Genomic DNA, 13,500 nt, shown 5'->3' on the forward strand with positions numbered 1-13,500 from the left:
CCCATTCTATATGTAATTCCGTCAGATTGCTGTTTTTGCGGCAAGCCGCTACCGGATTTTGCCCGCTCGTTCGTCTGGGTAATCGGGCGACTCCCTCGGCGCTCGGCATGCAGCACGGAAACGGATGAAAAACGGCGATACAGATCGATGGTTTGTCGACGAGGTTCTCCCCTTGGAGGGAGCGCTCACCCGTTTTCTTGCGCGCAAGATGCAGCGCGGCGACGAGCTGGTGGATCTGAGGCAAGAAGTCTATGCCCGCCTCTACGAAGCCGCGCGGGGAGGGGCCAAGCCGCTCAATCTGCAAGCCTTCGTCCTCACTGTGGCGCGCAATATGCTCATCGACAGGGCGCGCCGCCAGCGCGTGGTCGGGATCGAATATGTGGCCGACATCGAGGCGGTGGTCATCGACGATTTCATGCCCGCTCCCGACCGGGAGGTTCATGCCCGGCTCGAGCTTGGCCGGGTGCATGCGGCGATCGAGACGCTTCCGGTCCGGTGCCGGGAAGCCCTCGTCATGCGCCGGATGGAGGATATCCCGCAGAAGCAGGTCGCGAAAAAAATGGGCATTGCGGAGAATACCGTCGAGCAGCATCTGCGGAAGGGCGTGCGCCTGCTGGCTGACCGTCTGTTCGGGACGGCGGCTTCAGTTTCAACCGACAGAAAGGCAGTAGACGATGACGCTGCCTGAACCGCAGAGCGCGCGCGCGATTGAAGAGGCCGCTTCGGCCTGGCTCGTCCGGCGCGACGCCGGGTTGAACCGGGATGAGGAGCTGGCGCTCGATGCGTGGATTGCAGAGGATGTCAGGAACCGGTTGGCCTGGCTCCGGCTAAACGCCGCATGGGATGCTGCCGGACGGCTCGCGGGGATCGATCCTGACAGCCTGGCCGGGCAAGAGGCGGCCGAAGATATGGATCGCGATCCGGGGCCGGGCCTTTACGCGCGCTGGAAGGCGACCGCGATCCGCACCCGCTTCGCGGCGCTTGCTGCGGCCCTTCTCCTGGCCTTCGTCGGCCATGCCGCACTGCTGCAAGTCTGGGGCGAGCCGTTCGAAACTGCGCTGGGTGGCCGTATGGTCGAACCGCTTGGCGACGGATCGCGCATCGAACTCAACACCGACAGCAGGATTCGCGTATCGGTCAACATGATGCGCCGCCATGTGTGGCTCGATCGCGGCGAGGCCTATTTCGACGTCGCGGCCGACAAGGCACTTCCCTTTGTGATCGAGGCGGGTGGCCCGCGCATCGCCGTGGTCGGGACGCGCTTCTCGGTCGTGCGGCGTGACGATGGCGTTACGGTGCGTGTCATCGAGGGGGCGGTGGATGTCGCTGCCGAGGACGGCGAGAAGGTGCGGGCCCTCCCGGGGGATCAGGTCAACGTCATTGCCGGGACGCTGACGAAGATGTCGCGCGGTGTCGAGACGCTCGAGGATGAGATGGCCTGGCGGTCCGGCCGGCTGATTTTCCGCGATGCGAATCTTGGCACGGTCGCGGCGGAGTTCAACCGCTACAACCGGCTGAAGCTGCACATCGCCGATCCCGAGGTGGCCGAGATGCGCGTCGGGGGTGCCTTCGCCTCGTCCGACGCCGCAGCCTTCGCGGCGCTCCTTCGCGAGTCTTACGATCTGCGTGTCCGGCAACAGGGAGACGAGATCATCGTCTCGCGCTGATTTTTTTTCGGCGAGGGTACAGGGTATTCGGAATTGCTTCGTCTTCCCTTTTCGCAGCCCGATCAAAACAGGGGGCTGGGGAATTTCGGACTTACGAGAAGGGATGAGGACATGATGAGACTGGGGGGGGCGCGTGCGGCTCTGGTGGCGAGCGTTTGCGCTCTGGCGATTTGCGACGGGGCGATGGCGCAATCGGTGACGGCATTCAATATTCCGTCGGCCGAACTCAGCGCGGCGCTTCACACCTATGCGCGCCAGTCGGACCAGCAGATCATCTACCGCATCGAGGATGTCCGCGGACTTCAGGGCAAAGCCGTGCGCGGGTCGCTTTCTTCCTATCAGGCGCTGCAGCAGATGTTGGCCGGCACGCCGCTCACGGTCACGCGCTCGGCGTCGGGCGCCTATGTCGTTCGCAAGGCTCCGCGCCAGGCATCGCTCGCGCCGCGTCCCGTTCGCGCCAGCACCCCGCCGCGCGCCGTGGCGGTTCAGGCGCCGCCGGTCCCCTCGGCGGCGCCTGAACCCCTCGCCAGCGAAGAGGCGCCGGTTCAGGATATCATCGTGACGGGCTCGCGCATCCAGCGTCCCGATCTGAATACCGCGAGCCCCGTCGGCGTCGTGAGCAACGAAGAGCTCAGCCAGCGTCAGGTGACGGCCGCCGAGGATCTGCTGAGCGCGCTCCCGGCGGTCACGCCTTCGATCGGCTCGGCCTCGAATCAGGGCGGGAATGGTGCCGCCACCGTCGATCTTCGCGGCCTCGGTTCCAACCGGACGCTCGTCCTCGTCGACGGGCGCCGGATGGTGCCCTTCGGCCTCGATGGCGTCGTCGATCTCAACACCGTCCCGATGGCGCTGGTCGAGCGCGTCGATCTCGTCACCGGCGGTGCCTCTTCGGTCTATGGTGCCGATGCCGTCGCCGGTGTGGTGAACTTCATCACCCGCAAGAATTTTACCGGGGTCGAACTGCAGAGCACCTACCGCATATCCGAGCGCGGCGATGCGCAGCAATATAAGGCGGATCTCACGCTCGGCGCCGATCTCGAGGACGGCCGGGGCAATGTCGTCATCAGCCTGGGCTATCTGAACCGCGATGCGCTGCCGCTGCGCGCACGCAGCATTTCGCAGTTCCCGATCAGTTCTGTAAACGGCGGCTTCCAGGGTTCGACCGGTGCCGTTCCCGCGATCTTCCAATCGCCGACCGGTTTGCCGAACATCAGCGACGGCTCGGTGATCGACCCCGCGACGGGCGCCTTCCGCCCGGCGACGCAGGCCGACACGTTCAACACCTTCATCGGTTCCTATCTCCAGACGCCGCTTGAGAAATTCAGCCTCTATTCGGCCGGACGTTATGAGATCGGTGGCGGCTCGGAAGTCTACGCCACCGGCATGTTCGTCCAGAACCGGGCCCATATTGCACAGGCCCCGAGCGGGACTTTCAGCAACAGCTATCGCCTGCCGCTCAATAACGCCTATCTGCCCGACGCGGCGCGCGGCCAGCTCTGTGCGGCGTTCGATACCAATCCGAATATCACCGGCATCCAGCCGATCAGTGCCGCCGACTGCGCTGCCGCGGGCGCCGCGGTCGGGGGTCCGGGAACGCCGGGCTATATGGAAATCCCGGTCATTCCTTCGCGGCGTTTCCTCGAATGGGGCGCGCGTGGCAACTCGATCGAGTCGACTGTCTATCAGCTTCAGGCAGGCGTTCGCGGCGATGTGACGAGTAACATCCGTTATGATGTCTCGGGCCAATATGGTCAGACGATACAGAATCAGTTGCGCACGCGCTGGGGTTCGTCGGCAAAGGTCCAGCAGGCGCTGCGCGCCTATCGCGATGCCAATGGCGATGCGGTCTGCACCGACGTCACCGGCGGCTGCGTCCCGCTGAATCTGTTCGGCGCGCTCGGGAGCATCACCCCGGACCAGCTTGGTTTCATCGCGCTCGACTCGCAGATCCGCCGCAAGGTGTCGCAAGCGATCGTCACGGGCTCGATCTCGGGCGACGTCGGCAATCTGACGCTGCCCTGGGCGGCCAGCCCGGTCGCCTTCTCGCTCGGCGCCGAATATCGCAAGCTCAGCGCCCGGGTGGTTCCCGATGCGGTTGCAAGCGTGCAGGGCGCGCTGCTCGGCCTGGGCTCGGCGCAGCTTGCCGACTTTGGTTCCTATGATGTGCGCGAGGTTTTCGGCGAGGTCATCGTCCCGGTTATCGAGGATGGCATCGTCCATAATGCGACGATCGAGGCAGGGCTCCGCTATTCGGACTATTCGACGACGGGAAGCAGCGCGACGTGGAAGATCGGCGCCGGCGTCGAGTTCGTGCAAGGCGTAAAGCTGCGCGCCATGTACCAGAGCGCGGTTCGTTCACCCAATATTGTGGAGCTCTTCCAGTCGCCCGGCCAGTCGCTCGGCAACCTCACGGTTGACCCCTGCGCCGGGGCGAATCCGACGGCGTCCGATCTGCTCTGCTCGGCGACCGGCGCGCCCGTCGGCACCTATGGCACGATCCCGCAGCCCTCGTCGCGCCAGATCAACGTAACCGTGGCGGGGAATCGCAATCTCGACGTCGAGCAGGCGAGTACCTACACGGTCGGTCTCGTCCTGAACCCGCCGGCCTGGCGCGGTTTCAGCGCAACGGTCGATTATTTCAACATCCGCATCAAGGACCAGATCAGCGCTCCGAGCCAGACTGACATCCTCGATGGATGCTACTCGAAGATCCTCAACCCCTCGCAGACCCCGAACATCTTCTGCAGCCTGATCAAGCGCAACCCGCTGACCGGCGGGCTCAGCGGCTCGGGCGAGACGCCGGGTGTGATTCTGACGAGTTCCAACCTCGGCAACATGTCGACTGCGGGTATTGACTGGTCGTTGGCCTACAAGTTCGACCTCGAAGCGCATTTCGGATCGCTTCCGGGCTCGTTCAAGATCGCGGCGGGCGGTACCTGGCTGCACCATTATCGCACGCAGGCCACGCCGAATTCGATCAACCGGATCTGCACGGGCCATTACAGCACCGCCTGCGGCAACCCGCGCCCGACCTGGAAGTGGAACGTCCGCGGGACCTACAGCCTCGACAATCTGACGGCGTCGTTGCTCTGGACCCACATCAGCGCGACGAAGCTCGAGGGCGCGCCGCCAGCGACTGCGGCGCCGGTCGATACACCGCAGACCGGAAACTCGGCCTATAACTCGATCCTTCCCGCTTTCCGGAAGATCGGTGCCTATGACTGGTTCGATCTGTCGCTTTCCTACGATATTTCGGAGGATGCGCAGATCAATCTGCTGGTCGAGAATCTCCTGGACCGGAAGCCGCCGCTCGTAGGCAATGGCGTGAGCGGGTTTGCCTTCAACGACGGCAACACCTTCCCGAACGTCTATGACATGGTGGGCCGGATCTATTCGGTCGGCATTCGCTTCAAATTCTAGCGAAGTTGCGGGCGGCCGCGGCGCTGACGCGCGGCCGCCTGCGCACTCTTTTCTTCGAACGACCAGACCTTGCGGGGAACTCGCCCATGACGCTGCGCCTTTCCATTTTTTCGGCACTCCTGCTTTCGGCCGCGCATCCCGTGCTTGCTGCCGATAATTCTGGCTGGGACGTCAACGCTCCGCCCGTCGATACCATCGAGACAAAAATCGATGTGACCGAGGGGACGTGGATGAACGTCGATGTCAGCCCCGATGGAAAGACCCTTGTTTTCGACCTGCTCGGCGATCTTTATGTCATGCCGGTCGCTGGCGGGACGCCGACCCGGATCGCGGCGGGTATGGCACTCGATCATCAGGCCCGTTTCTCGCCCGACGGCAAGCGCATCGTCTTCACCTCGGACCGAAGCGGGGCAGAGAATATCTGGATCATGAATGCCGACGGATCGAACCCGCGGCAAATTACCTTCGAAAATTTCTTTCTGGTCAGCGGCGCGAGCTGGAGCCGCGACGGCAATTCGGTGGTCGCGCGCAAGCATAAACCCGTCCAGCGCGGCCTCGGAACCGGGGAATTGTGGCAATATCACATCGATGGAGGGGCTGGCACTCCCCTCGTCGAGGCACCCGACGCGCTTCACCAGAAGGAAGTCGGCGAGATTGCCTTCGCTCCCGACGGAAAATCGATTTTCTTCAGTCGCGACATCACGCCAGGACCAGCTTTCGAATATGCGCAGAACGCCAATCGCGAGGTGTTCGTGATCGACCGCTATGACGTGGCGACCGGTGAACAGACGCGCGTGACGGGCGGCCCGGGCGGCGCGGCGCGGCCGACGCCGTCACCCGATGGCGCCCATCTCGCCTTCATCCGGCGGGAGGAAGGGGCGACGCGGCTTTTTGTCCGGGATCTTGCGACCGGGCATGAGCGCCGCGTCTATGACAAGCTCGACCGCGATATGCAGGGGAGCTGGTCCTATTACGGCACCTATCCCGGCATGAGCTGGACGCCCGACAGCAAACAGATCGTCTTCTGGGCGGGTGGCAAGCTGCGCCGCTTGTCGCTTGCCGACATGAACGTCGCCGACATTCCATTTCATATCGTCGACACGCGCCGGGTGGTGAAAATCGTCCGGCCCGAGCGCGACGTCTGGAATGACACGGTCACGACGCATTTCCCGCGCAACGCGCACGTCTCCCCCGATGGCGCGCGTGTCGTCTTTGAAAGCCTCGGCCGTCTTTACGTTCGCGATATGACCGGCGGCGAGCCGCGGCTGCTCACGGCGCCCGACGGCGACTTCCAGTTTTTCCCAAGCTGGTCGCGCGACGGTCAGCGGATTGCCTTTGTTTCGTGGAACGACAAGGAACTGGGACAGCTGCGGACCGTGTCCGCAAACGGTCGCGACCTGAGGGTCGTGACCGCGGAGCGCGGTTTCTACCGCCGCCCGCGCTTCTCTCCCGATGGCACGACGATCGTGTTCGAGCAGGGCAGGGGATCGGATTATGATGCGCGTTCGCGCGACAATTTTCTCTTTTCGCGCGATGCCGGGACGGCGAGCGGCATCTTCCTCGTTCCGGCGCGCGGCGGAGCGATGACGCGGATCGCGGCGAATGGCCGCGCCCCCCACTTCGGAAGCACGGCAGACCGGGTCTATTTCTCGGCGGCCAAGGGAATGACCGGCAGCCTCCAGAGCGTCGATCTTGCCGGACATGATGCAAAGATGCACGCCGAGGGGCATCTCCTCTATGATTTCCAGCTTTCGCCGACTGGACGCCATATCGCATTCCGCGAAAATCACCGTGTTCGCGTTGCACCCTTTCCGGGCGGAGCGCGCCTGATCAGACTGGATACCGCGTCGGCGACCGTCCCAACCGCTGCGGCGAGCGATGCTTCGGGCCGCTATCTCAACTGGTCGGGAGACGGGCTGAAGCTTGGCTGGACCATCGGGCCCGAGTTTCACGTGCGGTCGGTTGCCGATATGATGGCGGGCACCCGGGGCGATGCGCGCATGGCGTCGCTTTCGCTCACCGCGCCCGCAGCGAAGCCGAAGCAGACGATCGCACTGGTGGGTGCGAAGATCATCACCATGGCACGCGCGGACGGCGGTATCGTCGAGGACGGCGTCATTCTGCTCGAAGACAATCGCATCGCGGCGATCGGTCGCCGGGGCGAGGTCGCGATTCCGGCGGGGACGCCGCAGGTGGATCTTGCCGGCAAAGTGGTGATCCCGGGCCTCATCGACGCGCACGCGCACGGTGCGGAGGGCACCGACGAACTGATACCGCAGCAGAACTGGGACGCGATCGCGCACCTTGCCTTCGGGGTGACGACGATCCAGAATCCCAACTCGCCGTCGAGCCTGACCTACGCGGCTGCGGATCTCCAGCGGACGGGAAAAATCCTGACGCCGCGGACCTTTACGACGGGCGAAACCATGGATGGCCGCCGCACCATGACGCAGGCGCTGATCAACAATCTCGATGACGCGCTGATGCATGTGCGCCGCGCGAAAGCGGAAGGCGCTCTCACGATCAAGAGCGATGCGCAGCCACGCCGGGAACAGCGGCAGCAGCTCGTCGTCGCTGCGATGCGCGAGAATCTGGCGGTCCAATATTGCCTTCCGCCGTTGTTCCCGACCTTCGTTGCGCTGGTCACCGACGGCAATATGAATGTGGAGCACGGGATCGGAATGGACGTCCTTTACGAGGATGTGCTGAGCTTCATGAGCCAGACCGGCACCAGCTACACGCCGACCAACGTCAACGACTATGTCGGCCTCGGCTCGGAGACATATTGGATCGACCATTCCGATCCGATGCAAACCCCGATCCTTACCGCCAATGTGCCCGACCCGGTGCTGCGCGCCGAGATGTCGCGGACCGTTCATGCCGAGAAGCACGAATATACGGACGGCGACATCGCCCGCGAAGCGGCAAAGCTGGGCCGTCGCGGCGTCCTTGTCTCGGCGGGCGGGCACGGCGTTCAGCAAGGTATCGCGCTGCATTGGGAGATATGGTCCTTCGTGCGCGGGGGCATGGAACCGCTCGAGGCGCTGGCGACCGCGACCCGCAATCCGGCCAAGGCCTTTGGTCTCCGGGACGTGGGCACGCTCGAGACGGGGAAGCTCGCCGATCTCGTGATCCTCAATGCCGATCCGCTCACAGATATCCGGAACAGCGGCGACATTTACCGCATCATGCAGAACGGGCGGATGTATGATCCCATGACCATGAACGAAGTGTCGACGGGAGCGTGGCGCCGTCGGCCCTACCACTGGGAAAATTGACGCTGCACGCGGGCGTCAATCCACCTCTTTACTGCGTTCCGGCCGCGCGACGGGGCGATGGTGATCGCTGAATGTCGATGCAGGGATTCGTTATTGCGATTGGTTCTCAAAAAGGGTAGCGCGGCGCCATGCGTGCTTCCCCGCTTTTCGCGAGCCTTTTTTGACCCGCAGAGGCATACCGGCCGCCGTGCGCGAACATCAGCAGGCGCTCGTCGCGAGTGTCGAGGCGCGGGTTCGCTCGCGCAGTGATGCCGAGGATATTGTCCAGGAGGCATGGATCCGCGCGCTGGCGCAGATCGCCGACGAGGAAGCGCAAGCGCCGATCCGGAGCCTGAAGGCGTATCTGCACCGCATCGCCGCCAATTTGTCGATCGACCATCTGCGCCGCCGCAAGGTCCGTGCGCATCTCGAAGTCGCATCGATCGACGAAGCCGCGTTGCAGGTCGCGTCCGACGCGCCGTTGGCGGATGAGCTGCTGATCGATGCGGAGCGGCAAAAAATGTTCGAAACGGCGCTACGCCGCCTGCCGGCGCGGGCGCGGCGCGTGCTGCTGTTGAGCCGCGTCGACGGCTGGACCTATCTCAGGATCGCGGCAAAGCTCGGTATCTCGCTCCGCACGGTCTCGAACGATCTCGAACTTGCGTTGGCGCAATGTCTGTCGCTGCTTGCCGAGCGCGAACCATGAGCGGCGTTGCAGGATTGGCGGTGCCGATGCGTCTTAAAAGAGAGAAACAAGCGCGCGAGGATGAGATGGTGGCACCGACGAACTTGTCGGATATTGATCGGGAAGCACTCGCCTGGTTCGTCGCCGGTCGCGGCGACAAAACAGGAGACGCGGCCGCTCTCTCCGCTTGGCGCGCGGCGGATCCGCTCCACGACAAGGCCTATCTGCGGGTCGAGGCCTTGTGGGGATCGGCGGCTTTTGCCGGTGCCGCCCGCGCGGCGCGCCCGCGCCCGACGCGTGCGGCCATTCGGGCGACCGGAATGGCTCTCTGTCTCGCGATCGTGACGGCGGGCGGCCTCCGGCTGTCGGGCGCGATCATCGCATGGCCGGCCGATCATTCGTCGGCCGTCGGAGATATGGCCGCGCTGACGCTCGATGACGGCAGCCGTGTCGTTCTGGACAGCGGCTCGGCGATCGACGTTTCGATGGACAGGGGACACCGCGAAATCAGACTGGTCCGTGGGCGCTTCTCCATCGCCGTTGCGGATGATGCGCGCCCCTTGCGCGTGCTGAGCGGCGACGCCGTCATCCGCGACATCGGCACGCGCTTCGATGTGGCGCGCCGGGAGGGTGGCGAGCATGTGGCGGTGGCGGATGGGCTGGTCGAATTGCGGGCCAGCGGCGAAAGCCGGGCTGTGCTTCTGCGAGCTGGGGAGGGCGGTTCGCTCGTGAACGGAAGGGTCGGAGCCGCGCACCGTCTCAACGAGCTCGAAAGCTTTGGCTGGCGCGACGGCCGGCTCTATTTTTCCAACCGGCCGCTGGGCGAAGTGGTGGACGAACTTCGGCGTTATCATCGCGGATGGATCGTCGTTTCGAACGACCGTGCGGCCACCTTGCGTGTCAGCGGTGGACTGGACCTTCACGATCCCGCGGCCGGGATGGAGGAACTGGCGCGTCTGTCGGGCGCGCGGCTGTCGCGCGTGACCGATCGTCTGCTGATCCTGCGCTAGACGATCTTTTTGAAATTAATTTTGCAGGATCGCGATCTGCGATCCGTCTTCCTTATGAGACTGACTTGCAATAGCATTGACGTGGGTTGATGCGGTCGGTCAAGGGGAAGATCATGATCGCGTCGCATGTCCGTCTGGCCGCAGCATTACTGGCAGGTGTCGCGCCGCTCGCGGTGCCGGCGGCCGCCGCCCAGTCGCAGCGGAGCATCGCCGTCGCCGCCCAGCCGCTCGACACGGCCATTCAGCAGCTGATGGCGCAGACCGGGGTGCTGATCAGCTATCCGGCCAGCCTGTCCGCAGGCAAGCGGTCGTCTGCCGTGTCGGCGGAAACATCCGCCGTCGGCGCATTGTCGCGCCTCCTCGCAGGAACCGGCCTGACCTATCGTCAGACCGGCGGCAACAGCTTTACGCTCGAACCCGCGCCGCAGCCAAGTGAAGGGTCGATCCAGCTTGGCACATTGCGGGTCGAAGGCGCTGACTCCGGTTCCGCAGGAGGGGGGAATGGTGCGGACTCGCGCGAAGCTGCGGCGAACCAGCCTTACCGGACGGCGGGCAGCGCCGCGCATGTCAGCCGCGAGCAGATCGACCGCGTGCCTCCGAGTTCGACCGGCGATATTTTCCTCAGCACGCCAGGGATCGCGTCGGCCGGAAACCGTAACGGTCAGTCGCTCGATCTCAATATCCGTGGGCTGCAGGGAATGGGGCGCGTGGCGACCCTGATCGACGGCGCCATGCAGCAGACCAGCACCTATCGCGGCTATGGCGGGACGAGCAGCCGCACCTTCATCGATCCCGACCTGATCGGCGGCATCGACATCAGCAAGGGCCCATCGGACGGTGCTTATGGCGCGGGCGCGATGGGCGGCGTGGTCAACATGCGGACCCTGATCGCGCATGATCTGGTCGGCGAAGACAGCAAATTCGGGATCCGCGTCAAGGCTGGCATCGCCGACAACAGCCTCGAGCCGCCCGCGACACTGACCCGGACGCAGCGCTTCGATCGCGGCGGCCTGACGACCGATGCGCGCAACCTCAGCATTGCCGCTGCCTATCGCGACGACAATTTCGAACTGGTCGGCGCCTTCGTCGAACGGCGCAATGGAAATTACACGGCGGGCACGAAGGGCAATGATCGCACCACGCTGACCAGCCGCACCGGCGTCGTTACCGAGCATCCGATCTCGCTCTACAAAAAGGGCGGGGAGGTGTTCAACACGTCGCGCGACACGCAGGCGGCGTTGCTCAAGGCAACCGCTCGCTTCGGAGACGGTCATGCGATCGAACTCGGTTACGTGCGCTACGACAGCGTGCATGGCGAGGAATATCCCGACGCGAACAATCCCTTCAGCCAATGGTCGTGGATCGATCAGGCGCCGCTCAGCGACGTGCTGTCGAACGTCTACACCGCCAAATATCGCTGGAAGCCCGCCGACAACGAACTGATCGACCTGCGTGCCGAAGCGTGGATCAGCGACGTGAACGATTATTGGGGCGGATATAGCCTGCGCTCGGAAAGCGTCATGAAGGGGGTCGATGTCTGGAACCTGTCCTTGGTCGGAACGCCGATCGGCGAACTGGCGCTGAAATATGGCGGCCAATATTCGGTAGAAGACAGCAAGACCCGTCTGGATCCAACGCCAATTTGGGGCGACAATCTCTTCTTTGACGGGACGCGCAAACTCGGCCGTATCCATGCCAATGCCGATCTCGACATCACCGACTGGGCCCGGCTTTCGGGTGGCCTCAGCTATGAATGGTTCCGCACGAACGGTATCAACTGGCGCAGCGACGACCGTCTTGGACTGAAGGGCGACCAGCTGAATCCGCGCGCCGCCTTCACCGTGACCCCGGCGGACGGGATCCAGTTGTTTGCCACTTATGCGCGGGGCTGGCGCCCGGCGACCTTGCGCGAGACCTTGCTCGACATGGACTCGCTGATCCGTCCCAACCCGCTGCTCCGGCCTGAAAAGTCGCGCAACATCGAATTCGGCGTCAATGTCCTGCGTGAAGGCGTGTTCGGCGAGGACCGGCTGAAGACCAAGCTCGTCTATTTCGACAATCGCTACACCGACTTCATCATGCGTGAATATGGGACCAGCTTCGGGTTGCCGACCAATTACCGCACCTACACCAATATTCCCGAGGTGAAGTTCCGGGGGATCGAGGCGTCGGTCGATTATGACTGGCGCGGGCTGTTCCTCCAGGGGCAGTTCAACTATTACACCGATGTCCAGTTCTGCAATCCGACGGGCGAAAACAGCTATCTTCCGTGCGGACATTTCACCAGCGGAGAGGATTATCAGTCCCAGGCCGTGCCCGCGAAATATTCGGGCGCCGTTACCCTCGGCGGCCGTTTCCTCCAGGATCGCCTGACGATGGGCGGGCGCGCTGTATTCGCGGGCAAACGCGCGGTTGGCCGCCGTGCGATTTACAACGGCAGCAGCGTGACGTCGGAATGGTCGCCCTATACGGTGTTCGACCTGTTCGGCAGTTTCGATATCGGCGAGCATCTCACGCTCGGCGCCAGCGTCGAGAATATCGGCAATCGCTATTATCTCGATGCGCTCAGCCGCGCGCGGACGCCTTCGCCGGGCCGCCTTGTCCGCCTGAGCGTTACGGGCCGTTTCGGCGGGCCGGATCGGTCGGGTGAACGCGAAGCCCTGCCGCATCAGTCGCGGCTTCAGGCCTTCGACGGCGACTGGTCGGGCCCCTATGTCGGTGCGGTCGCAGGCTATGCCGACGTCGATGCGGACTCGGTCGTTGTGCGAGGGAACGGGTCGGCATCGCCCGAGAGCGGAAATTTCGACGATGGCGGCCTGACTTTCGGCGGTATCGCCGGTTACAACTGGCAACTCCCCAGCGGCCTCGTGCTCGGTCTGGAGAGTGATTTCGGCCGTAGCACGTCGAAAGGCAGCTATAATTATCTCGCTGCCGAAACCGCCAGCCTTTCCAACTATTCCAGCGTCGAAGCGGTCTATCAGGCCAGCAACAAATGGCACGGCAGTCTGCGCGGCCGGCTTGGGCAGGCAGTGGGGCGGTTCATGCTCTACGGCACGGCGGGACTTGCCGTGCGCCGCGATGCCGTCGAGCGCCAGCAATTTATCGCCAGCACTGTCGGAGCCACTCCTCGGCAGACCGTCACCAGCTTTGCCGAAGAGGATCGCCATACACAGCTTGGCTGGGTCGCCGGGCTGGGCGGCGAACTGGCGCTCAGCGACCGCTGGATGGTCCGCGCCGAATATCTGCGCAGCGACTTCGGCCGCCAAACCTATCGCTTCGACGACGCGCGCGCCGGCGTCATCCGGACGACGCCGACCACGGGCTCGGCTTTCACCGTCGATGGACGCCGGGCGAGCCGCGACGCCGTCAGTCAATCGGTCCGTTTCGGGATCGCCTATCGCTTCTGAGTTGTCGGCCTTCGCAGGCTGCGAAGGCCGACCCCTTCCATTTTACCACGAGGC

Annotated in this window: 7 protein-coding genes; all 7 read left to right on the forward strand. The window is 64.1% G+C overall.

The window, feature by feature from the left end:
* Positions 1-124: 124 nt before the first annotated feature.
* A complete protein-coding gene (locus ACSYDV_RS11080) occupies positions 125-688 on the forward strand; it encodes an RNA polymerase sigma factor (protein WP_438323872.1) in 564 nt (187 codons plus the stop codon).
* Positions 675-1,667 (forward strand): FecR family protein, encoded by a 993-nt coding sequence (locus ACSYDV_RS11085; protein ID WP_438323873.1) that lies wholly within the window; start codon positions 675-677, stop codon positions 1,665-1,667. Before ACSYDV_RS11080 ends, ACSYDV_RS11085 begins: the two co-directional genes overlap by 14 nt.
* A gap of 111 nt (positions 1,668-1,778) precedes the next feature.
* The gene (locus tag ACSYDV_RS11090; RefSeq protein ID WP_438323874.1) at positions 1,779-5,087 is read left to right on the forward strand and encodes a TonB-dependent receptor domain-containing protein; all 3,309 of its coding nucleotides are present in this window, start codon (positions 1,779-1,781) and stop codon (positions 5,085-5,087) included.
* 86 nt (positions 5,088-5,173) lie between these two features.
* Positions 5,174-8,365, forward strand: a complete 3,192-nt coding sequence (locus ACSYDV_RS11095) for an amidohydrolase family protein (protein ID WP_438323875.1) — start codon at positions 5,174-5,176, stop codon at positions 8,363-8,365.
* Positions 8,366-8,525: 160 nt separating this feature from the next.
* Positions 8,526-9,050 carry an RNA polymerase sigma factor gene (locus tag ACSYDV_RS11100; RefSeq protein WP_438323876.1) on the forward strand — a complete coding sequence of 175 codons (525 nt, stop codon included), beginning with the start codon at positions 8,526-8,528 and terminating at the stop codon, positions 9,048-9,050.
* Positions 9,051-9,118: 68 nt separating this feature from the next.
* Positions 9,119-10,039 (forward strand): FecR family protein, encoded by a 921-nt coding sequence (locus ACSYDV_RS11105; protein WP_438323877.1) that lies wholly within the window; start codon positions 9,119-9,121, stop codon positions 10,037-10,039.
* 113 nt (positions 10,040-10,152) lie between these two features.
* On the forward strand, positions 10,153-13,446 hold the full coding sequence (locus ACSYDV_RS11110; protein WP_438323878.1) for a TonB-dependent receptor domain-containing protein: 3,294 nt from the start codon (positions 10,153-10,155) through the stop codon (positions 13,444-13,446).
* Positions 13,447-13,500: the final 54 nt, after the last annotated feature.

The sequence above is a fragment of the Sphingopyxis selenitireducens genome, from assembly GCF_051550705.1.
Lineage (GTDB): Bacteria > Pseudomonadota > Alphaproteobacteria > Sphingomonadales > Sphingomonadaceae > Sphingopyxis.